Raw genomic sequence first — 22,585 nt, forward strand, 5'->3', positions numbered from 1 at the left:
AATGGAGGTCGAACCCGGCGAAGAGGCACCAAAGCCTTCGCTGAAGAAACTGAGCGGGGCGTTTGTCGGCCTGCTGCAGGGGCATCTGGAACTGCTCGGCATCGAATTGCAGGAGGAAAAAGCCAGGACTGTGCGGCTTTTTCTCCTCGCCGGAGTCAGCCTGATCCTGGGGCTGCTGGTACTGATCGGCCTTTCCGCAGCATTGGTGATCGTCTTCTGGGACAGCTACCGAATCACCGCAATCCTAGTGCTTTGCGCTATTTATGCTGTGGGCATGGCGATGTGTATCGGTCGTGCGCTGAAGCTTGCCAAAGCGTGCGCCTCACCCTTTCAGGCCACGATTGAGGAACTCACCCGCGACCGGGAGCGCCTATTGCCATGAGTCAGCAACTGAGCACCGCCACCGATCTGGATATGCGCAAAGAGCTGGTTCGCCTGCGGATGGAAATGCACCGCCAGCAGTTGCTCTACCATGCGCAGCCGTTGAGCCATCCATTCGAACAGGCGCGAAGCATGCTGGCCAGACGTCGCGAAAGTGTGGACGGAGGCACAGGGAAGAAACCGCTAATGATGGCCGCGACCGTGGTCCTGGCGCTGTTTGGTCGTCGGCTGGGCAGAATCGGTACGCTTGCTCGCGTCGCTATCACGCTTTATCCGCTGATCAAAGGGCAGCAGAAGTTGCGCAGCAAATTGCGCTAGGAGTTGTGCTTCACGTGGACACATGGAAAAGCACCGTAAAACCTGCACCGATGCGACGGGACCTTAGCCGCATCGGTGGATGGCGATTACTGTGCTAGCTTAGTCGCGCCCGCTGGAGGCCATATGGAGATAGTCCTTGGACTGGCATACCCTGCTTACCCGTGAACGACTCGGCAAATCCAGCCACAGCAGCGAAGAGCTGGGGCGGAGTCCGTTTCACAAGGATCATGATCGCATCATCTTCTCCGGCGCGTTTCGCCGTCTGGGCCGCAAGACCCAGGTGCACCCAGTTTCCAGCAACGATCACATCCACACACGCCTGACCCATTCGCTGGAGGTCAGCTGCGTCGGTCGCTCGCTCGGCATGCGGGTCGGTGAAGTGCTGCGCGACGAACTGCCCGAATGGTGCTCCCCCGCCGATCTGGGAATGATCGTACAGTCCGCTTGCCTCGCCCACGACATCGGCAACCCGCCCTTCGGCCACTCCGGCGAAGACGCAATCCGTCACTGGTTCCAGCAAGCTGCGGATCGCGGCTGGCTGGATGACATGAGCGATTTCCAGCGTTCGGACTTCCTTAACTTCGAAGGCAACGCCCAAGGCTTTCGGGTGCTTACGCAATTGGAGTACCACCAGTTCGACGGTGGCACACGACTCACCTACGCCACGCTGGGGACTTACCTCAAGTATCCATGGACCTCGCGGCATGCCGAGGCGCTGGGCTACAAGAAGCACAAGTTCGGCTGCTATCAGAACGAGCGACCGCTGCTCGAACAGATTGCGCTGAAGCTCGGCCTGCCATTGGTGGAGGATCAGCGCTGGGGTCGTCATCCGCTGGTCTACCTGATGGAAGCGGCAGATGACATCTGTTACGGGCTGATCGACCTTGAAGACGGCCTGGAAATGGAGTTGCTCGACTACCCGGAGGTCGAAGCCCTACTGCTCGGCCTGGTTGGCGACGATCTGCCGGAAACCTATCGCCAGCTCGGTCCGAAGGACTCCCGGCGGCGCAAGCTGGCAATCCTGCGGGGCAAGGCGATCGAGCACCTCACCAACGCCGCTGCTCGCGCTTTCGTCGCGCAGCAGCACAATTTGCTGCGAGGACAATTGCCGGGCGATCTGGTCGAGCACATGCACGGCCCCGCCAAGGAGTGCGTGCTGCAGGCCAAGGCCCTGGCGCGCGAGAAGATTTTCCAGGACAAGCGCAAGACGCTCCACGAGATCGGCGCCTACACCACGCTCGAAATTCTCCTTAACGCGTTCTGCGGTGCCGCACTGGAACAGCATCGCGGGCGCAGCCTCTCGTTCAAGAATCAGCGCATTCTCGATCTGCTGGGCCGTAATGCACCTAATCCGAACGCGCCGCTGTATCACTCCTTCCTGCGAGTGATCGATTTCATCGCCGGCATGACCGACAGCTATGCAACGGAAATGGCCAGCGAGATGACTGGCCGTTCCAGCCCGGTGTAACTCATGAGGCATCTGCTGACCGAAAGCCTGCGCTGGCACCCCGGGCGCCCCGCCTGGGGTGCGGCCGCGGTTGCCACGCTGGGCTGCGCCCTGCCCTTGCTGCTCGGCCTGTTCAGCGGGCATCCGGGGTTTCTATGGGCGACAGTGGGGGCATTTCAGGCAGCCAAGGCCAACCCGCTGCATCGCTTCGGCATGCTACGCATGTTGCTGCTAATCGCACTGGGCGCCTGCAGTGCCGGACTGGGCTTCTGGTCCGCCACTCATCCGCTGATCAGCCTCGGCCTGTTTGCTCTCTACGGCCTGCTGCTGGCTTGGCTGCAGCGTTATGGCAACGAAGCCGGCAAGCTCGGCATCGGCCTGGCGATCTGCCTGTGCCTGGGGCAGGGCCAGTACGGCATCGCCGATTTCAACAACCCTTATGCGATCGCAATATTGTTTGCGCTCGGTGGGCTGTGGGTGACGCTGCTCGCGTTCGGCATGCGCGGCGTACACGGCTTGCGCATGTGGCCTTACATGCCGCGTCTGATGAGCCTGCTGCGCGTGCTGCGACGCCATGCACGGCGTACGCCGATCCGTCAGTGGAGGCAACATGCGCTGACCTATGTGCTGGCCTGTGCACTCGGCGGCGCAATCGTCGAACTGGCGGACCTGCCACGCGGCTACTGGCTGACGCTGGCGGTATTCACCATGCTGCAACTGGATATGGAACGTAGTCTGATGCGGGCGCTACAGGCTTGCCTGGGCGTTCTCGGCGCGGCGGTAATCCTGATTTACATGGGGCACAGCCTGGCGGATCCACCGTTGATGGTGATGATCCTGCTGCCGCTGATCTTTTTCGGACGGGCGTTCCAGGCGCATCACTACGGGCTGTTCGTCCTGCAGGCGACGCTCGGCTTCCTGCTGCTGGCCGAAACCCTGGCGCAGGACTGGAACCTGCCGCAAATGCGGTTGATCAATGCGACCATCGGCGTCGGGATCGCCCTCGGCGCAACGCTGGTCATGTACCTGCTGCGCCGCCTCATCACCAGGCGGTCGTCGAAACGACCGCAGGCGACGGCTCAAGATGAGCAGGCGCGAGACGTGACTACGCCTCGGTCCTGATCGGGTTTTCCGGGTACCAGACATCCATCAGCGGGCTGACGGAGTATTCGGCCAGCTCGGCACGCCCCTTCAGCCAGGCATCCACTTGCGCACGCTGCTCTTCGCTGACCGAACCGCGACTAGCGAGGCAAACGAAACCATAATCCTCGCCACCGATATAGCCGAGACCCTTGGCTTCCATCGCTTCGGTAACGAACGCCTCGAGGAAATCGTCCACGGCCTTGGCGTCCACGCCTTCGCGATAGGTCAGGTTGATCTCGAAGCCGAGTTCCTGGAATTCGTCGACACAGAGCTTCTTGCGCAGGCGACGCGAGCGGTTGGTAGCCATCTGGAGTGATCCTTTTCTAGTTTGATAACGGCGCGCACTGTACCAGCTACGCCGCGCTTAGGCGACGAAACCACCCTGCCCGCAGCACTGGCCGCCAATATTCATCGCACTGCCCTTTTGCAGGATGATGGCCTGCCCGGCTACGCTTATCGGAGTGGGGCACCGTGCCTCCGGTGCGCAGGCATAATGCCCGCACCTTTTCCCTTGAAGCAGTGGGGATCCGTATGCCGCGACCAGCAATTCGTGCCCGTTTTTCAGAGGCGCCGTCAGATGAATAAATTTCTCCGCTGCATGGCCATCGCCGCACTGGCGGCGCCGCTGGCCTGGCCCGCGCACGCTGCGCCGGTCAACCAGAACCTGCCGCCGCAGGTAGTCAAGGCGCTCAAGGCCAATAAAATCGAGACTAATGCCCTGTCGGTGGTAATGCTGCCGCTCAACGCCAAAGGCGCACCGACCTTCGTCAACGCCGACGTCTCGGTCAACCCCGCATCCACGATGAAACTGGTGACGACCTACGCCGCGCTGGAACTGCTCGGCCCCAGCCACCAGTGGAAGACCGAATTCTATGCCGACGGTCCGCTGGTCGACGGCACGCTCAATGGCAACCTCTATCTCAAGGGTGGCGGCGATCCGAAGCTGAACATGGAGAAGCTCTGGCTGCTGCTGCGTGATCTGCGGGCTAATGGCGTGCGCAAGGTCACCGGTGATCTGGTGCTCGATCGCAGCCATTTCGTCCAGCCCGAACTGCCAATTTTCAATGACGATGGCGGCGACCAGAACAAGCCCTTTCTGGTCGGCCCCGACTCGCTGCTGGTCAACCTAAAGGCGTTGCGCTTCATCGTGCGCAACGATGCAGGCAAGGTGAGCGTGGCCGTCGAACCGCCGATAGCCAACGTGAAGATCGACAACCGCGTCAAGCCGCTGCCAGCCGCCAAATGCCCGGGCTGGCCGGACGTGCTGTTCAACCCGGTCCGCGATGCCGACGGCGTGACAGTGGTGGTCAGCGGCAAGCTGGCCGCCGGCTGCCGGTCCCAGACCTACCTCTCTCTGCTTGACCATCCCAACTACGCCGCAGGCGCAGTGCGCGCAATCTGGCAGGAACTGGGCGGTAGCATTCTCGGCCAGGATCGCGTCGCCCAGGTGCCGGACGATGCGCGCCTGCTGGCGCGGGCGTTCTCGCCGGACTTGGTAGAGATCATCCGCGATATCAACAAGTACAGTAACAACACGATGGCCCGGCAGCTGTTCCTCAGCCTCGGCGCGGAGTTTCGCAACGAAGCGGATGGCGACGACTCCAAGGCCGCGCAGCGAGTCATTCGGCAGTGGCTGGCGAAGAAGGGCCTGATTTCCCCGCATCTGGTCATCGAGAACGGCTCCGGCCTTTCGCGCGCTGAACGCGTGAGCGCACGCGAACTGGCCAGTCTGTTGCAGGCCGCGTGGCGCAGCCCCTATGCAGCGGAGTTCATCTCCTCGATGCCGCTGGCTGCGGTGGATGGCACCATGCGCAAGCGCCTGCGCAACACCGAAGTCGCCGGCAAGGCACATATCAAGACCGGTACGCTCAACACCGTGCGCGCGATTGCCGGCTACAGCCGCGACGGCGACGGCAATACCTGGGCGGTGGTGGCGATTCTCAACCATCCACGCCCGTGGGGTGCGTCATCCATCCTCGATCAGGTGCTGGTCAGCCTGCACAACCAGCGACACGCGGACACAGCCCAGCGCTGATTGCCATGAGGGCGGCCTTCGGGCCGCCCTCATGCATTTCTAGCCATGCATTCTAGCGATGCCCGCCGTCAGCGAGCCTGCAGTCGCCAAGCCCGGTGGATCTTCGGGTTGCGCCGGAAATCCTCGTCCAGCGTAGCGGCGCTGATCTCTTCCACCGCGTAGCGCTCGGCGATACTCGGGTCGAGTTCGAACTTACGGAAGTTGTTGGAAAAATACAGCGTGCCGCCAGCCGCCAGCCGCGCCATAGTCAGGTCCAGCAGGACCGCATGGTCACGCTGCACATCGAACACCCCTTCCATCCGCTTGGAGTTGGAGAAGGTCGGCGGATCGATGAAGATCAGATCGTATTCGCCGCGATCGGCCGCCAGCCATTCCATGACATCGGCCTGCTCCAACCGCTGACGATCAGAGAAACCGTTGAGCGAAAGATTGCGTCGGGCCCAGTCCAGATAGGTCCGCGACAGGTCCACGCTGGTGGTACTGCGCGCGCCGCCCTTGGCCGCGTGTACCGTGGCGGTCGCGGTGTAGCAGAACAGGTTGAGAAAGCGCTTACCCGCCGCTTCGCGCTGGATGCGCAAGCGCAGTGGTCGGTGATCGAGGAACAGCCCGGTATCGAGGTAGTCGGTGAGGTTGACCAGCAGCTTCACGCCGCCTTCGGCGACCTCCAGGAACTGCCCCTGTGCCGCCTGCCGCTCGTACTGGCGCGTCCCGCTTTGCCGCTCGCGGCGCTTGACCACGACCTTCTCGCGCGGCACACCCAGCGCCTGCGGAATGGCCGCCAGGGCATCGAGCAGGCGCGCCTGGGCCTTGTCCGGGTCGATCGAGCGCGGCGGCGCGTACTCCTGCACATGTACCCAGTCACGATACAGGTCCACCGCCACGGCGTATTCGGGCATGTCGGCGTCGTACAGCCGGTAGCACTCGATGCCCTCGCGGCGCGCCCATTTGCCCAACTGGCGCAGGTTCTTCTGCAGGCGATTGGCAAACATCTGCCCGCCTTCGCTCAGCCGCGCGACCTCAACCGGCGCCGGCGCGGCGTTCGCCTGAGGTGCCGCGGTGCGATTGCCGGTCACGAACTGGTCGAGCTCGACCTTGATCAGCAGCAGCTTGCACGGCAGCGCACCGTTCCAGAAGGCGTACTGCTTGTGGCTGCGAATACCCATGCGCTTACCCAGGTCGGGCGCCGCGGTGAAGATCCCCGCCTTCCAGCCGAGACAGGCCTGACGCAGACGCTCGCCGAGGTTCTGGTAGAGATACAGCAGGCTTGCCTCATCGCCCAGGCGCTCGCCATAGGGCGGGTTGCAGATCACCAGTCCCTTCTGGTTCTGGTCGGGACGCGGCTCGAACGTCGCCACATCACCCTGATAGATGCGAATCCAGCTCCCCAGCCCGGCACGCTCGATATTGTTGCGTCCTGGCTGGATCAGGCGCGGATCGGCCTCGTAGCCCCGAATCCACAATGGCGGACGCGCCAGACCGGCCGCAGCGCGAGCCTCGGCCTCATCATGCAAGCGGTGCCATAGCGCCGGCACATGTCCGAGCCAGGCGCTAAAGCCCCAGCGCTCGCGCTTGAGGTTGGGCGCGATGTCCGCGGCGATCATGGCGCCCTCGATGAGGAAAGTACCCACGCCGCACATCGGATCGGTCAGCGCGCCGCCTTCCGCCGCAATGCGCGGCCAGCCGGCGCGGATCAGCACCGCCGCCGCCAGGTTTTCCTTGAGAGGCGCAGCGCCCTGCTGTAGGCGATAACCGCGCTGATGCAGGCTGTGCCCGGACAGATCGAGCGACAGCACCGCCTCGCCCTTGTCCAGGCGCAGGTGCACGCGCAGATCAGGGTTGAGCTTGTCGACCGTGGGTCGCTCGCCGCTGGCGGTGCGCAGACGGTCGACGATGCCATCCTTGACCTTGAGCGCGCCGAAATGAGTGTTGTCGATACCCGACCCGCGCCCGCTGAACTCGACTGCCAGGCTGCCGCCAGGTTCCAGATGCTCGGCCCAGTCCACGCTGCGCACGCCTTCGTAAAGGGTCTCAGCGGTCGTGGTCGGAAAGCGGCTGATCACCAGCAGCACGCGATTGGCCAGGCGCGACCAGAGACACAGACGATACGCGACTTCCAGGGCGCCGAAACCGCGGATTGCCGCGGTCTGCTCACGCGCGTCCTCCAGCCCCAATTGCCGGGCTTCCTCCAGCAACAAGCCTTCGAGTCCCTTGGGACAGGTGAGAATGAGTTCGTGACGGTCGGTCATGGATGCTTCCAGTGAGTGTTCGAAGCGGAACGATCCGACCCTTCGTCGGAATGGCCCAGCAAAAAAATTGCCCTGCGTCACACAGACGCGCGCCGGCGCTGTCGCGCGGTTGCGGGCGGGTGGCTCTAGGCCCGGCAGTACACACTGCTTATGGGCTGAACCATAGTTTGGTTACCTACTTATGACAAAACGATCATTCCAGCCTCTCGGCCATTGGGTTAGAACTCGTCCCAATCGACCATCGCAATGAGGTCGATGGCGTCCGCCACGCCGGCAGCGGACCCAACGGCAGCCTGTCTGCCCGGTCTCGCCATGAGGCCACCAGGAACACCAGTCAACCACTGAGGGCAATACCCAATGAGAAGACTCAAGCGTGATCCGATGGAACGAGCATTCCTGCGCGGTTATCAACACGGCATACATGGCAAATCTCGCGACCTGTGTCCTTTCACCCATCCCACTGTGCGCCAAGCCTGGATCAACGGCTGGCGGGAGGGTCGCGGCGACAACTGGGATGGTCTGACCGGCACCGCCGGTCTGCATCGACTGAACGAACTCCACGCGGTCGGCTGATTCCCCGACCTGACCGACTCTTCATCGCACGCCCCATCCGGGCGGCGGGCTAGAAGCCCAGGGGCTCCGATCCGGAGCCCCGCATCGGGCCGATTCCGATCTCGATTCCGACCTCTTAGTCACTGCGCCTTCGCGCGCAACTCGGCAATCGCATCCACCGCCTCGCGAATCAGCGCCGGCCCCTTGTAGATGAATCCCGAATACAGCTGAACCAGGCTCGCTCCGGCGGCGATCTTCTCGGCGGCGTGGCGCCCCTCGGTGATCCCGCCCACGGCGATGATTGGCAGCCGGCCACTGAGGGTTTGCGCCAACACGCGCACGGTGTGGGTGGATTTCTCGCGCACCGGAGCGCCCGACAATCCCCCTGCTTCGTCGGCGTGCGCCAGCCCCGCGACACCCTCACGGCTCAGCGTAGTATTGGTCGCGATGATCGCGTCCATCCCAGCCTGCAGAACCGCCTCGGCCACCAGCACGGTTTCCTCGTCGGTCATGTCCGGGGCGATCTTGATCGCCAGCGGCACGCGCTTGCCATGCTCGATCTCCAGATCCTCGCGGCGCAGGCGCAGCGCTTCGAGCAGACGCTTGAGCGAGTCGCCGAACTGCAGGCTGCGCAGCCCCGGCGTATTGGGGGAGCTCACATTGACGGTCACATAGCTGGCATGGTGGTAAACCTTGTCCAGGCACAGCAGGTAATCCTCGTCGGCACGCTCCACTGGCGTATCGAAATTCTTGCCGATGTTGATTCCCAGCACGCCCTTGAAGCGCGCGGCGTCCACCCGCGCAAGCAGCGCATCGACGCCATGGTTGTTGAAGCCCATGCGGTTGATGATCGCCTCGGCTTCCGGCAGACGGAAAATGCGCGGCTTCGGATTGCCCGGCTGCGGGCGTGGCGTGACGGTGCCGACTTCGATGAAACCGAAGCCCAGCTGCGACAACCCGCAAATGGCCTCGCCGTTCTTGTCCAGGCCTGCGGCGAGCCCGACCGGGTTCGGGAAATCGATGCCCATGACGCGCACCGGCAGGCTTGCCGGCGACTTGCTCAGCAACCGATTGATACCCAGGCGGCCGCCGGCGCCGATGAGATCGAGCGACAGCTCGTGAGACGTTTCCGGGGACAGCTTGAACAGCATCTGGCGGGCCAGGTTATACATACGCAGCCTAGAATCTCGGGAAGTGATGGCCGCGGAGTATAGCAGGCGACGCGGTATTTCAGCCGCCTGCACGGCTGCTCCGAAGGCGCTTCAGCGCAAGCGGTGCAGGCCGATCAGCTGGCCTTGCTCGGCAAATTCCAGCTCGAAGGAACCAAATACCCCTTCGCGAGTCACAAAGGGCCGCAGATGATGCACCGGTAGGCTGATTCGTCTGCCGTCGCGGCTGCGCAGCAGAACCCGGTTGGCGTGCCCTTGATAGGCAGCCAGCAGGCGCTCGGCAGGCAGTGCAATATCCAGCACCAGGCTAGGCATGGAGGCTCCTCGTGTTCAATTGCAGCAATCCTCGCACATCGGCGCGCCGTTCCGGCCGCCATAGCCAATCGGTCCGCTGCTGCCCGGCGCATGAAGCGCGCAAGGCAGGTGCGCTTCGCGGCTCGGTCTGCCACACTCCCCAGAGTACTTTCCGAGCTCAAGCATCGTGACGAGCCTGCCCGAGTCCATGCCTTCATTGTCCACTCACATCACCCGCCTGGCCCAGCGGCTGGGGCTACGCGCACAACCCGGCCATCAGACGCTAGAGCGTGCGAGTCGGCTGAACCTGCCTTTCGCGCCGCTTTACGAGCCGGAGCCGAGCATTTTTTGGAATGACGGCCCCTGCCTGCAGCGCCTGCTGGAGCTGCCGCGCGGTGCACTTTCGGGTCCGGTACAGGAAGACAAGGCGCGCGCGCACGCTGCGCTGAGCCGGTTGATTCAGAAAGACAGTCAGTCGCTGGCCAGCATCGACCTGCGCCAGATCGACGGTCTCGGCGGCCAGAGTCCCGACGGCATCGCCTATCCGAGCATCGAAGCATTCGCCGCCACCGAGGCCTGCCGGCGCACCCGCATCATCAGCTACAAGGACTTCCTGCGTACCCTCGGCATCGCCCTGCCCGGCCATGCGCAGGATGAGCCCATCGAGCTGCGCCAGGCCGGCTGGCTGGGTGAACGCCTGTACTGGGCCGGAGAGCACCACGTCGAGGCATTCGCCAGTGCGGTGGCCTATGCGCGCCTGCGCGGCCTTGAACTGCTGATGCCTGCCGAGCTTGTCGTCTACCGCCTCGACCGAGCCGGGCTGCGTGCGCTGGACGAGCAGTACCACGCCATTGCAATGCCCGCCCAGGCCTGGAGCGATGCGGAGTTCATGGCGCTGCTGCTCGACACGCAGGTGCCGTATGCGCGCCTGACCGTGCTACGTAACGCCAGCAACTCGGAATTGCTGCTGCTGGAGAAACACCACCCTACCGCCAGCGCTATCGGCGAAGGGCTGAAACGCGCCGGCGCGCCGGACATGGTGCGCTATCTGCGCAACCTGCCGCAGATCACGCGATTCAAGCTCGGCCAGCCGCAAGACTCGTAAAACAGTCCGCAGTGGCGGCTATCCTCAGCCGCCACCCTCGCCATTTATTCACCATGCCTCACTGGCGCCTGCGCCAGATCCTGCAGCTCGCGGCTGGCTACGACGTACATTGCGCAGTCGGGCGTGTTGGTGGCGCGCAGCTCGGCCAGCATGCCGCGCCAGCGATCGACGTGATAGCCACGCTGCTCCAGCCATTCCATGACGCAGGCGGCCGGCTGCTGTGCGCCACTCTCCATCTGCAGAATCGACACGGTGATAGCGCGCTGCTGGCTGTCGAGATCGTCACGAAAGCCCTCGCGTGCCAGTGCCTGCCAGGTGCTCTCCACCGGCAGGCTGGTGAGTTGCTGCAGATACCAGGGCAACTCCAGCGCACCGCCGACGGCGAAATAGGTCGACGCGACCTTGATCGGCGGCTGCCCGGTTTCGTCTGCCGCTTCGAGAATCGGCAGCAGCGTATACAGGTGACTGGTGCCGGCGACCATTCGCGCGAGCAATTCCGGAACACCCGCCGCGGTGTAGCGCTGGTAGCGCGACTGCCAGAGTTCGCGCGTCGAACCTTCGAGCAAACCGTCGAGCTTAAGCCCCAGCGCGGCGACACGCGGGCCGAAATGCGCAACGTCGCGAGCGGCGTCCAGCTCGCTGCGGCGGTTGCGCAGGAACCAGCGGGTTGCCCGTCGGCCGAGCCGGACCAGCTCGTCCATCAGCCGCAGCTGCAACTCGGCCGGCACCTTGTAGTCCAGCGCCTCGATCTGCCGGAACCAGTGCGGCAGATGGAAGATGTCGCGCACGATCACATAGGCACCGGCAACATTGGCCGCACTCATGCCGGTAGCCTCGCTGAGCCGCTGAACGAAGGTGATGCCCATGTGGTTGACCAGATCGTTGGCGATCTGCGTGCTGACGATCTCGCGCCGCAGGCGATGGCGCAGCATGACGTCGCGGTAGCGCTCGCCGAGCAGCTGCGGAAATGCACTCTCCATTTCGCGGGCAAGGTAATCGTCGTCCGGCACGCGTGATTTGAGCAGCGCCTCCTTCAGCTCGATCTTGCTGTAGGAGATCAGTACCGACAGCTCCGGGCGGGTCAACCCCTTGCCTAGCGCCGCCCGTTCGGCGAGCGCGTCGTCACTGGGCAGGAACTCGAGCTTGCGATCAAGCAGCCCTTCGCTTTCCAACGCCGCGATCAACCGCACGTATTCACCGGCGCGCTCACGCGAGCGGTACTGTGCCTGTGACAGCGCCTGGGTTTGCTTGTAGTTGTCGTACAGCACCAGCTCGGCAACCGCGTCGGTCATCTCGTGCAGCAACTGATCACGCTGCTTGCCGGTCATGTCGCCGGCGGCCAGCAGCTCGTTGAGCAGAATCTTGATGTTCACCTCGTGGTCGGAGCAGTCCACGCCGCCGGCATTGTCGATGAAATCGGTGTTGCTGCTGCCACCGTGCAGCGCGTACTCCACGCGCCCCAGCTGGGTCATGCCGAGGTTGCCGCCCTCGCCTACCACCTTGGCGCGCAGCTCGTTGCCGTCCACGCGCACCGCGTCGTTGGCCTTGTCGCCCACGTCGGCGTGGGTTTCCGTGCTGCTCTTGACGTAGGTGCCGATGCCGCCGTTCCACAGCAGATCGACCGGCGCCTTGAGCAATGCATTGATCAGCTCGTTCGGCGTCAGTTGCTCGGCATCGATGGCAAAGCGTTCGCGCATCTGCGCGGTGATGACGATGCGCTTGGCCGAACGGGAGAACACGCCGCCGCCGGACGAGATCAGCGTGCTGTCATAATCGGTCCAGGCCGAACGCGGCAACTCGAACAGCCGCCGGCGCTCGGCAAAGCTGCGTGCCGGGTCCGGATCGGGGTCGACGAAGATGTGCAGGTGGTTGAACGCCGCCACCAGCTGCACGGCAGGCGACATCAGTAGGCCGTTACCGAACACGTCGCCGGCCATGTCGCCGATGCCGATCACGCTGATGGCATCGCGCTGCACATCGATCCCGCGCTCGCGAAAGTGCCGTTGTACCGAGACCCAGGCGCCACGCGCCGTGATGCCCATCTTCTTGTGGTCATACCCGGCCGAGCCGCCGGAGGCGAAGGCGTCGCCGAGCCAGAAGTCGTAGTCGGCGGCGATGCCATTGGCGATATCGGAGAAGCTCGCCGTGCCCTTGTCCGCGGCCACCACCAGATACGGATCGTCCGCGTCATAGCGCAGCACGCCGGCCGGCGCCACCACCTGGCCGTCCTTGAGATTGTCGGTGAGATCCAGCAGACCGCTGATAAAGATGCGGTAGCAGGCAATCGCCTCGGCCTGGATTTCGTCGCGCGAACCGCCGGCCGGCAGGCGGCGCGGGATGAAGCCACCCTTGGCCCCCCCCGGCACGATCACGGCGTTCTTCACCTGCTGCGCCTTGACCAGGCCGAGCACCTCGGTGCGGTAGTCCTCCTCGCGATCGGACCAGCGCAGACCGCCGCGCGCCACCTTGCCGGCCCGCAGGTGCACGCCCTCGACGCGCGGCGAATAGACGAATATCTCGAACATCGGGATCGGCCGCGGCATTTCCGGGATCGCGCGCGGATCGAACTTGAAGCTGAAGTATTCCTTGGCCCGGCCATTCGCGTCCGGCTGGTAGAAGTTGGTCCGCAGGGTCGCCTTGATCAGCGCCAGGTAGCGCCGCAGGATGCGGTCCTCATTGAGCACCGCGACCTCGTCCAGCGCGGTCAGGATGGCCTGCTCCAGCCGCTGCTGCTTGTCGGCCAGGTCGTCCTCGCCGAGCTTGCGCGCCAGGTAGAAACGCATCTTGAACAGGCGCACCAGCTCGCGAGCGATATCGGTGTGGTTGAGCAGCGTGCTGGCGATGTAGCCCAGATCGAAGCCCATGCGAATCTGCTTGAGGTAACGCGCATACGCGCGCAGCAGCGCCACCTCGCGCCAGGTCAGACCGGCAGTCAGCACCAGGCGGTTGAAGGCATCGTTCTCCGCCGCGCCGTTGTTGATGTTGACGAAGGCATCCTGCAGCGGCTCGTTGATCTCCAGCAGGTCGATTTCCAGCCCTGCCCCATAGGTAAAGGCGAAATCGTGAATCCAGCACTCGCGCCCGCTTTTGTGCTGCAGGCGGAACGGAAATTCGCCCAGCACGCGCAGGCCGAGGTTCTCCATGATCGGCAGCACGTCCGACAGCGGCAGCGGCGTATCAATATGGTAGAGCTTGCAATGGAGGCGATTCTCCTCGGCAGTGATCGGCTGGTAGAAGCTCATCACCAGTGGGCGCTCGTCGCTCAGGCTGAGCACATGCTGCATGTCCACCACCGCCGACTGCGCCGAGAAACGCTCGCGGTAGCCCGCCGGGAAGCCCTTGGGATAGTCGCCGAGCAGGTTGATGCCCTGCGCTTCGCCGAAGCGCTCGACCACCAGCCCGGCGTACTCGTCCTGCCAGCTGCGGCAGGCCTGCAGGACTTCCTGCTCCAGCCGTTGCGGATCGACTTCCGGCAGCCGGCTCGGGTCCAGCCGCAGGATGAACTGCACGCGGATCAGCACCGACTCGGAAAAGTAGGTGGAGAACTCGCAATCACTGGCCTGCAAGCGTTCCAGCAGGACCTGCTGCATGCGCATGCGCGACTCGGTCGAATAGCTGTCGCGCGGTACGTAGACCAGGCAATAGCAGAAGCGCCGGTACGGGTCGAAGCGCAGGAACAGGCGCAACCGCGCGCGCTCCTGAATCTGCACGATGGCCACGGCGTTCTCGTACAGCTCCTGCTCGGAAGCCTGGAACAGCTCGTCGCGCGGCAACATCTCCAACACCTGCACCAGCTCCTTGGCCAGATGCGTCGAACCGCCGAAGTCGGAGCGGCGTACCACCGCATCGACCTTGCGTCGGATGTAGGGGATGCGCCGCACGCTCTGGGTATACACCGAAGTGGTGAACAGCCCCATGAAACGGCACTCGCGCACGACCTGGCCGTGGGCATCGAACTCCCGTATCGAGACGAAATCCGGATAGGCCGGACGATGCACGCGACAGGGCGTCGACGACTTGGCGAACGACAGCAGCAGCGGCTCGCGCAGATAGGCCCGCGACGACGGCAACAGCGAGCGCTCCTCAGCGCTCAGATCGACCCGCAGCTTGCGTGACAGTCCGAGCAGCGAGGTCTCGTCGTAGACGATGCAGCCGCCTTCCGGGGAGTCGCTGACGGTGAATTCCTCGTAGCCGAGGAAGGTGAAATGGTCATCGGCCAGCCAGTCGAGGAAATCCTCGATTTCCGCCAGCTCCTCGCCATCGATGCGCTGGGCCAGATCGCCCGCCTGCACCAGGGTACGCACCTCCGCCACCTTGTTCTTCATCGCATGGAAATCGCCAACCGCCAGCCGCACATCGGCCAGCACGCCGAGCAGCGCTTGCTCAAGCTCGCGCAGATCGGCCGGGCTCGCGCAGCGGTCGATCTCGATGAAGATCAGCGACTCGACCGAGCTGTCGTCAGCGACCGCATCCGCCGCCAACAGCTTGAGCAGGCTGCCGTCGGCCGCGCGGCGCACCTGTAGCACGCTGTTCTGCAGGGTGTGGATGCTGTAGCCGCGGCGCGTCAGCTCCATGCGCACCGAGTCGACCAGAAACGGCATGTCCGGGTGCAGCACCTCGACCACGCTGTGGGTCGACTGCCAGCCGTGCTTCTCGTAGTCCGGATTGAATACCCGCACCTGCGGATGCTCCGGCTCGAAGCGCTCCAGCAGGCGCCAGGAGGCCAGGGTCGAGCCGACCAGGTCGCTCATGCGTCGCTCGGTGAGTTCGGCCAGCGCAACGATGCCGAAGAACTGCTCGGCGAACAGCGCCAGCTGGGCAAGCAGCTGTCCGTCTACGTGTTGCGCCAGGGCCGATTGCAACTGCTGCTGGAAATCGGCTTTGCTGGCAGCGGTGAAGAACGCCATGAAATGCTCCATCTGACTTGCAGAAAGGGGGACCGTCGGTAGTGACCGAGGCCACAGGCTCATGGTTCAACGTTAGTCCAGATGCCCGCAAATGCAGTAAAGTGCGCGCTCGTCGGCGCGGCGCGGGGCCGCACGCCAGCAGCCGGGCACGCCGGCGTTTCCTCCCCACCGGAAGCCTTGAAACGATGGATCATCGTGAATCGATAATCGCGCTGCGACAGTTCCTTTCCACCCAGATCCTCGGGCAGGACCGCCTGATCGAGCGTCTGCTGATCGCCCTGCTCGCCGATGGTCACATGCTGGTCGAAGGCGCCCCCGGCCTGGCCAAGACCCGCGCGATCAAGGAGCTGGCCGAAGGCCTGGAAGCCGAATTCCACCGTATCCAGTTCACCCCCGACCTGCTCCCGGCGGACATCACCGGCACCGAAATCTACCGCCCGGAAACCGGCAGTTTCGTCTTCCAGCAGGGGCCGATCTTCCACAACCTGGTGCTGGCCGACGAGATCAACCGCGCTCCGGCCAAGGTGCAGTCGGCGCTGCTCGAAGCGATGGCCGAGCGCCAGGTCAGCATCGGCCGCAGCACCTACGACCTGCCGCCGCTGTTTCTGGTAATGGCCACGCAGAACCCCATCGAGCAGGAAGGCACCTACCCGCTGCCCGAGGCGCAACTCGACCGCTTCCTGCTGCACGTCAAGATCGGCTTTCCCGACGCCTCGGTGGAGCGCCGTATCCTGCAACAGGCGCGCGGCGAGGCCATCAATGGCGAAACCGCGCCGGAGCATCGCGTCAGCCAGCAGGCGATCTTCGCCGCGCGCAAGGAAATTCTCGGGCTGTACATGGCCGACGCGGTGGAGGAATACCTGGTGCAGCTGATCATGGCCACGCGCACCCCGGCCAAGTACGACGCCGAGCTGGCCGAATGGATCGCCTACGGCGCCAGCCCGCGCGGCTCGATCTCGCTCGACCGTTGCGCGCGGGCGCATGCCTGGCTGGCCGGACGCGATTTCGTCAGCCCGGAAGACATCCAGGCCATGCTCTTCGATGTGTTGCGCCACCGCCTGATCCTCTCGTTCGAGGCCGAAGCCGCCGGCATCGACCAGGACCGCGTGCTGCAACGCATTCTCGACGTGGTCGCGGTCGCCTGAAATGCACCCGGCCGCGCAGCCCTCCGCGCCGCCGGCCGAAACCGGCGTGCGCACCAGCCTGAAAGCCCTTATCGACCTGCGCCATCGCGTGCGCGAGGTGCCGCTGTTCTCTACGCCGCACCGGCGCAGCCCGCTGGTCGGCCTGCATCACTCCAAGCTGCGCGGGCGCGGCGTGGACTTCGATCAGGTGCGCGTCTACCAGGCCGGCGACGACGTGCGCACCATCGACTGGCGCGTCACCGCGCGCACCCAGGAGCCCCACACCAAGCTGTTCCACGAGGAGCGCGAGCGGCCCATCTACCTGTTGGTCGAACAGAGCCGCCGGCTGTTCTTCGGTAGCGCGCGGGTGTTCAAGTCGGTGCTTGCCGCCGAGGCCGCCAGCCTGATCGGCTGGGCCGCGCTGCTGCACAACGACCGGGTTGGCGGGCTGGTGTTCGGTAACGCCGAGCACCACGAGATCAAACCGCGGCGCAACAAGCAGAGCCTGCTGCAACTGCTCGACCGCCTGGCCCGCGCCAACGGCCGGCTCGACAGCGATACGCCCATCGAAGCGGATGCCTTCGGCCTGGCCCTGCGCCGCGCGCGGGAGGTGCTGCGTCCGGGCAGCCTGGCGGTAATCCTGTGCGACGAACGCACCCTGACCGACACCGCCGAGCAGCAGCTCAGCCTGCTGGCGCGGCACGTCGATCTGCTGCTGCTGCCGGTCTTCGATCCGCTCGACCATGCCCTCCCCGCCGCCGGCCTGCTGCGCTTCGCCGAGCGCGGCGCGCGACTGGAGCTGGACACCCACGACGCCACGCTGCGCCAGACCTATCGTCAGCTGGGTGAGGCGCGCGGCGCTCGCTGGCAGCGCCTGGCCGACCGGCTGCGCGTACCGCTGATGCCGCTCGACACGCAGCGCGACCCGGTCGAACAACTGCGCGAGCACCTCAGCGTGCAGCACGCCGGGGCACACGCATGAACCCGCTCGATCCACTCGCACCGCCGATCCTGCCGGCGGCGATTTCTTGGTGGCCGCCGGCACCGGGCTGGTGGCTGCTGGCGCTGCTGTTGATCGGCACTTTTGCCGGTCTGTGGCACCAGCGCTACCGTCTGTTGCAGCGGGTGCGCCCGCGCCGCGCACCCGCCGAAGCGCCGCTGGACCCGCAGCGCCAGGCCGCGCTGCTCGAACTGGCCAAGCTCATCAAGCCCTACGGCGGGCAGCCCGCCAGCCACTGGCTGCAACAGCTCAACGCCCTGCTCAAGCGGCTGTGCCGCACGCGCTACCCGGACAACCACCCACATACGCTCAGCGGCCGCGCCTGGCTGGCGTTTCTCGACAGCCGCTGCCCGGCCGCCGGCCTGACCCGCTGGATGGTGCTGGTCGAAGGCTCCTACCGCGCCGAATGCCGGCTCGACGACAAGGCCATCGACGGGCTGGAACAAGCCGTCGAGATCTGGATTCGCAAGCATGTTTGAGCTGGCCTGGCCGTGGATGCTGCTGCTGTTGCCGCTGCCCTGGCTGCTGCGCTGGCTGCTGCCCGCGGCCGACAGCGGCGAAGCGGCGCTCAAGGTGAGTTTTCTCGCCGAGCTGGAAACCCTGTCCGGCCGCCGCGCACGGGTCGCGCTGCCGGCGTGGCGTCAGCAGCTGCCCTACCTGACGATCTGGCTGCTGCTGCTGTTCGCCGCCGCCCGCCCGCAATGGCTCGGTGAGCCGCTGCCGCTGCCCACCAGCGGGCGCGACCTGCTGCTGGCAGTGGACGTTTCCGGCTCGATGGATTACCCCGACATGCAATGGCAGGACGAGCAAATCAGCCGTCTGGAGCTGGTCAAGCTGCTGCTCGGCGACTTCATCGAGGCCCGCCACGGTGATCGCGTCGGGCTGATCCTGTTCGGCAGCAAGGCCTATCTGCAATCGCCGCTGACCTTCGACCGACGCACCGTGCGCACCTGGCTGGACGAAGCGGTGGTCGGCATCGCCGGCAGCAACACCGCCATCGGCGACGCCATCGGCCTGGCCGTCAAGCGCCTGCGCGAGCGCCCCGCGCACAGCCGGGTACTGGTGCTGATCACCGATGGCGCCAACAACGGCGGCGAGATCGCGCCATTGATCGCGGCACAGCTGGCTGCCGATGAGCAGGTGAAGATTCACACCATCGGTATCGGTGCCGACGCCGAGGAAGGCGGCGTGCTCAGTCGCTTCGGCTTCAATCCCGGACTGGAGCTGGACGAAGCGACCCTGCAGGCCATCGCCGAGCGCACCGGAGGTCGCTATTTCCGTGCGCGTTCGAGCGCCGAGCTGCAAGTCATCGGCGATACCCTCGATCATCTCGAACCAGCGGCGCAGCAGCCGGCCCGCGCCCGCATCGCCCAGCCGCTGTACGCCTGGCCGCTCAGCGCAGCGCTGTTGATCAGCCTGCTCCTGGTCGCCGCCGATCTCTGGCAGGCGCCGCTGCAACGCCTCGCCGCGGCTCTGGAGCGACGTCGATGAGCGCGTTCTGGCCGCATCTGCTAAGGCCTTTCTGGCTGCTGATCGTACCGCTGCTGATCTGGCTGCTGTGGCGGCTCTGGCACCGCCAGCGGCAGATCGGCCGCTGGCAGCGCCTGCTTCCCGAGGCGTTCCACGCCGCGCTGCTGACCCGCGGTCGCCTGCGCAACAGCCGCCTGCCCTGGGTCGCCCTCGGGCTGGCCTGGCTGCTGGCCTGCCTGGCCCTGCTCGGGCCGAGCTGGCAGCGCCTGGAGCAACCCAGCCTGAAACGCGCCGATCCGCTGGTGGTGCTGCTCGAAACGACGCCCGCCATGCTCGCCGCCGACAGCCCGCCATCACGCCTGGAACAGGCCAAACGCAAGCTGCTCGACCTGATCGAAAGCCGCCCCGACGCGCAGACGGCCGTGGTCGTCTATGCCGGCAGCGCACACACGCTGGTGCCGCTGTCCGACGATCTGGCCACCACCACCAACCTGCTGAACGTGCTGAGCCCTGCATTGATGCCCGAACCTGGACGACGCGCCGATCTGGCCGTGGCACAAGGCCTGGCACTGCTCGAACAGGGCGCCCAGGGCCGCGGGCGACTGCTGCTGATGACCAGCGCGATCGACGATGCGGCGCAGCAACACATCGCCGAACTGCTGGGCGGGCGCGGCGAGCGCCTGGCGATCCTCGGCATCGGCAGCGAACAGGGCGCGCCGATCGCCGGCGAGGACGGCAGTTTCCTCAAGGACGAACACGGCGCCATCCTCATCCCGCGGCTGGACAACGCCGGCCTGCGCCGCTTCGCCGCCGAACTGGGGGCCCGCTACCAGCAGGCGCGCCTGGACGATGCCGACCTGCACAACCTCGGCCTGCTGGAGGCCAGCGGCGGCATGCTCAAGCAGGACGAAACCACCCGCCTGGATGCCTGGCTCGACCAGGGCTACTGGCTGCTGCTGCCGCTGCTGCTGCTCGCCGCCTGCGCAGGGCGCCGCGGCTGGCTGTTCTGCCTGCCGCTCCTGCTGCTGCAGCCGCAGCCGGCCAGTGCCCTGGAGTTCACCGACCTCTGGCTGCGCCCGGATCAGCAGGGCCAGCGTCTGCTGCAGGCGCAGCGACCGGCCGAGGCCGCCGAACGCTTCGAGGACCCGCGCTGGCAGGGCATCGCGCTCTACCGCGCCGGTGACTACGCGGCAGCCGCCGAACGCTTCGCCACTGGTGACAGCGCCAGCGATCACTACAACCGCGGCAATGCGCTGGCACGCAGCGAGCAGCTGGAGGCCGCCCTCGAAGCCTACGAACAGGCGCTGGAGCGGCAACCCGACCTGGCGCCGGCACAGCGCAACAAGGCGCTGGTCGAAGAACTGTTGCGCCAGCGCCAGCAGGAGTCAGCACCCGAGCAGCCGCAAGCCGGCGAGCAACCCGGTGCCACAACACCGCCGCCGCCCACCGCGCAGACCAGCCCCACCACGCCGGACACCACGCAGCCGGCAACGCCGTCGCCCAACGCCGAACCGGGCGCCAGCGAAGCACCCGCCAACGCGTCGCAGGCCAGCGAACCGCCGCCAGCCGAGGCGGATACCGAGGCCCCCGCAACGCCGCTCGAAGACCTACCGGCCCGTGAGCGCCAGCAGGCGATGGAGCAGTGGCTACGGCAGATTCCGGACAATCCGGGCGAGCTGCTGCGCCGCAAATTCCTTTACGAACAACGCAAGCGCCAGGAACTGAATCGATGATCCGCCTGATGGCCTTTGTACTGCTCGCTCTCCTGGCTGTCCCGAGCCACGCCGCGGACCTGCACGCCAGTGTCGATCGCACGCAGCTGAGCCTCGATGAAACCCTCGAACTGACCCTCGAGGTGCGCAACGCCACGGTCTTCGGCAAGCCCGACCTGCAGCCGCTGGACGAGCTGTTCGAGGTTTTCGATACCCGCCAGCTCAACAGCCTGTCCAACGTTCAGGGCGAAACCCGCTCGACCACCCGCTGGCTCACCACCCTGCGCCCCCGGCGCAGCGGCCAGCTGGTCATCCCGCCGCTGCAACTGGGCGAGCTACGCAGCCAGCCGATCACGCTGTTGGTAAAGGATTCGGGCAACACGGATGACGGCGACCAGCTGGCACCGATCTTCATCGACGCCAGCCTCGACCGCGACAGCGTCTACGTGCAGGCGCAGGTGATCCTCACCCTGCGCATCTTCCACTCCGTGTCGCTGTACGACGACAGCAACCTGTCGCCCTTGCAGATGCCGAACGCGCGGGTGGAGCGCCTCGGCGAGCCACGCACCTACGAGAAGACCATCAACGGCCTGCGCCACGGCGTGATCGAGATCCGTTATGCGCTGTTCCCGCAGCAAAGCGGCGATCTGCTGATTCCCAGCCAGCTGTTCAGCGCCACCACCGTCGCCAGCGGCAGTTCCCTGCTCGGCCCGCGTCCGGGCAAGGCCACCCAGGTCAAGTCGCCGAGCATCCCGCTGCACGTCAAGCCCAGGCCCGCCAGCTATCCGGCTGACGCCCCCTGGCTGCCGGCCACCCGTGTAACCCTGGTGGAAGCCTGGAGCCCGGAGCCGGATCAGGCCATGCATGGCGAAGCCCTGACCCGCAGCCTGCTGCTCAAGGCCGAAGGTCTGTCCGGCGCGCAGCTGCCGTCCGTCGGTACCGCGCGTATCGCCGGCCTGCGCCGCTATCCGGACCAGCCCAACCTCGCCGACGAGGTCGACAGCAACGGCCTGATCGGCAGCCGCGAGGAACGCGAGGCGCTGGTTCCGACCGGCAGCGGCGAGCTGCGGCTGCCAGCCATCGAAGTGGTCTGGTGGAACACCCTGGAGGACCGTCTCGAACGCACCACGCTCGCCGCGCGCACCCTGCAGGTCGCGCCCAACGCCAACCTCGACCAACCGCCGCTGGAACCGCGGCCGGCCGGCACACGCACCCGTCCGCGCGCACTGCTCTGGCCGTGGCAACTGAGTACCGCGCTGTTCGCGCTCACCACCGCACTCGGCTTCGCGCTGTGGTGGCGTGCACGGCGCCAGCCGGCCGTACGCACCCTGCAGCCCGGGCCCACCCCCCGCAGCCTGCTGGATGACCTGCGTCGGGCCTGCCAGGCCAACGACACCCAGGCCACCCGCCAGGCGCTGGACGCCTGGGCGCGGCAGCAACCGGAAACCCTCGCCGATATGGCGGCGCGCTTCGTGCCGCTGTCCGATGCGCTCGACGGCCTCAATGGCGCCCTGTACAGCGAAACCGGCCAGCGCTGGCAAGGCGACGCGCTCTGGCAGGCGATCCAGACCCTGCCGCCGGCGCAGACACCCGCCGCCGAGCAGGAACCCGGCGTGCTGCCGCCTCTGTACCCGCGCTGACCTCCCCGCCGGTGTGCCTGGCCGCAGCGGCCCTGGCATATC

General features: G+C 65.7%; 18 protein-coding genes. 13 read left to right on the forward strand and 5 right to left on the reverse strand.

Annotated features, from left to right (window positions below):
* The first annotated feature begins 1 nt into the window (after position 1).
* The 4 genes from AC0ZJQ_RS11325 (at position 2) to AC0ZJQ_RS11340 (ending at position 3,268) form a co-directional block, all read left to right on the forward strand.
* Positions 2-382, forward strand: coding sequence for a phage holin family protein (locus tag AC0ZJQ_RS11325; protein WP_301618138.1), 381 nt, complete (start codon positions 2-4; stop codon positions 380-382).
* Entirely contained in the window at positions 379-699 is a 321-nt protein-coding gene (locus AC0ZJQ_RS11330; RefSeq protein ID WP_476476678.1) for a hypothetical protein, read from the forward strand. The genes AC0ZJQ_RS11325 and AC0ZJQ_RS11330 overlap by 4 nt, the downstream gene beginning before the upstream one ends.
* 136 nt (positions 700-835) lie before the next feature.
* Positions 836-2,167, forward strand: a complete 1,332-nt coding sequence (locus AC0ZJQ_RS11335; protein WP_165594603.1) for a deoxyguanosinetriphosphate triphosphohydrolase — start codon at positions 836-838, stop codon at positions 2,165-2,167.
* A 3-nt stretch (positions 2,168-2,170) separates the two neighbouring features.
* A complete protein-coding gene (locus AC0ZJQ_RS11340) occupies positions 2,171-3,268 on the forward strand; it encodes an FUSC family protein (RefSeq protein ID WP_476476679.1) in 1,098 nt (365 codons plus the stop codon).
* Here AC0ZJQ_RS11340 and AC0ZJQ_RS11345 read toward each other — a convergent pair.
* On the reverse strand, positions 3,252-3,596 hold the full coding sequence (locus AC0ZJQ_RS11345; RefSeq protein ID WP_273528178.1) for a YggL family protein: 345 nt from the start codon (positions 3,594-3,596) through the stop codon (positions 3,252-3,254). The genes AC0ZJQ_RS11340 and AC0ZJQ_RS11345 overlap by 17 nt on opposite strands.
* A 270-nt stretch (positions 3,597-3,866) precedes the next feature.
* On the opposite strand from AC0ZJQ_RS11345, the gene dacB reads away from it, so the two are divergent.
* Positions 3,867-5,324, forward strand: a complete 1,458-nt coding sequence (gene dacB / locus AC0ZJQ_RS11350) for a D-alanyl-D-alanine carboxypeptidase/D-alanyl-D-alanine endopeptidase (RefSeq protein WP_213663623.1) — start codon at positions 3,867-3,869, stop codon at positions 5,322-5,324.
* A 68-nt stretch (positions 5,325-5,392) separates the two neighbouring features.
* On the opposite strand, the gene rlmKL is transcribed toward dacB, so the two are convergent.
* On the reverse strand, positions 5,393-7,570 hold the full coding sequence (gene rlmKL, locus AC0ZJQ_RS11355) for a bifunctional 23S rRNA (guanine(2069)-N(7))-methyltransferase RlmK/23S rRNA (guanine(2445)-N(2))-methyltransferase RlmL (protein ID WP_476476680.1): 2,178 nt from the start codon (positions 7,568-7,570) through the stop codon (positions 5,393-5,395).
* Positions 7,571-7,927: 357 nt separating this feature from the next.
* Between rlmKL and rmf the strand changes: the two genes are divergently transcribed.
* Positions 7,928-8,143 (forward strand): ribosome modulation factor, encoded by a 216-nt coding sequence (gene rmf, locus AC0ZJQ_RS11360; RefSeq protein WP_003289553.1) that lies wholly within the window; start codon positions 7,928-7,930, stop codon positions 8,141-8,143.
* Between the two features lie 119 nt (positions 8,144-8,262).
* Here rmf and AC0ZJQ_RS11365 read toward each other — a convergent pair whose 3' ends face one another.
* Both AC0ZJQ_RS11365 and AC0ZJQ_RS11370 read right to left on the reverse strand, forming a co-directional pair.
* Entirely contained in the window at positions 8,263-9,294 is a 1,032-nt protein-coding gene (locus tag AC0ZJQ_RS11365) for a quinone-dependent dihydroorotate dehydrogenase (RefSeq protein WP_476476681.1), read from the reverse strand.
* A gap of 90 nt (positions 9,295-9,384) precedes the next feature.
* On the reverse strand, positions 9,385-9,606 hold the full coding sequence (locus AC0ZJQ_RS11370) for a DUF2835 domain-containing protein (protein ID WP_008568987.1): 222 nt from the start codon (positions 9,604-9,606) through the stop codon (positions 9,385-9,387).
* A gap of 187 nt (positions 9,607-9,793) precedes the next feature.
* Here AC0ZJQ_RS11370 and AC0ZJQ_RS11375 point away from each other — a divergent pair, with 187 nt between their 5' ends.
* The gene (locus AC0ZJQ_RS11375; protein ID WP_008568986.1) at positions 9,794-10,690 is read left to right on the forward strand and encodes a DUF6685 family protein; all 897 of its coding nucleotides are present in this window, start codon (positions 9,794-9,796) and stop codon (positions 10,688-10,690) included.
* 44 nt (positions 10,691-10,734) lie between these two features.
* Here AC0ZJQ_RS11375 and AC0ZJQ_RS11380 read toward each other — a convergent pair whose 3' ends face one another.
* Positions 10,735-15,597 (reverse strand): NAD-glutamate dehydrogenase, encoded by a 4,863-nt coding sequence (locus tag AC0ZJQ_RS11380; RefSeq protein ID WP_476476682.1) that lies wholly within the window; start codon positions 15,595-15,597, stop codon positions 10,735-10,737.
* 185 nt (positions 15,598-15,782) lie between these two features.
* On the opposite strand from AC0ZJQ_RS11380, the gene AC0ZJQ_RS11385 reads away from it, so the two are divergent.
* Genes AC0ZJQ_RS11385 through AC0ZJQ_RS11410 form a run of 6 tightly spaced genes read left to right on the forward strand, consistent with a single transcriptional unit; the run spans position 15,783 to position 22,543 of the window.
* Positions 15,783-16,742, forward strand: coding sequence for an AAA family ATPase (locus tag AC0ZJQ_RS11385; protein WP_003289560.1), 960 nt, complete (start codon positions 15,783-15,785; stop codon positions 16,740-16,742).
* 1 nt (position 16,743) lies between these two features.
* A complete protein-coding gene (locus AC0ZJQ_RS11390; RefSeq protein WP_476476683.1) occupies positions 16,744-17,703 on the forward strand; it encodes a DUF58 domain-containing protein in 960 nt (319 codons plus the stop codon).
* Positions 17,700-18,200, forward strand: coding sequence for a DUF4381 domain-containing protein (locus tag AC0ZJQ_RS11395; RefSeq protein WP_476476684.1), 501 nt, complete (start codon positions 17,700-17,702; stop codon positions 18,198-18,200). Before AC0ZJQ_RS11390 ends, AC0ZJQ_RS11395 begins: the two co-directional genes overlap by 4 nt.
* Positions 18,193-19,212, forward strand: coding sequence for a vWA domain-containing protein (locus AC0ZJQ_RS11400; RefSeq protein ID WP_301618164.1), 1,020 nt, complete (start codon positions 18,193-18,195; stop codon positions 19,210-19,212). The genes AC0ZJQ_RS11395 and AC0ZJQ_RS11400 overlap by 8 nt, the downstream gene beginning before the upstream one ends.
* Positions 19,209-20,924, forward strand: coding sequence for a VWA domain-containing protein (locus AC0ZJQ_RS11405; RefSeq protein WP_476476685.1), 1,716 nt, complete (start codon positions 19,209-19,211; stop codon positions 20,922-20,924). Before AC0ZJQ_RS11400 ends, AC0ZJQ_RS11405 begins: the two co-directional genes overlap by 4 nt.
* Positions 20,921-22,543, forward strand: a complete 1,623-nt coding sequence (locus tag AC0ZJQ_RS11410) for a BatD family protein (protein ID WP_476476686.1) — start codon at positions 20,921-20,923, stop codon at positions 22,541-22,543. The genes AC0ZJQ_RS11405 and AC0ZJQ_RS11410 overlap by 4 nt, the downstream gene beginning before the upstream one ends.
* Positions 22,544-22,585 lie beyond the last annotated feature (42 nt).

The organism is Stutzerimonas sp. 21-1 (genome assembly GCF_056336065.1).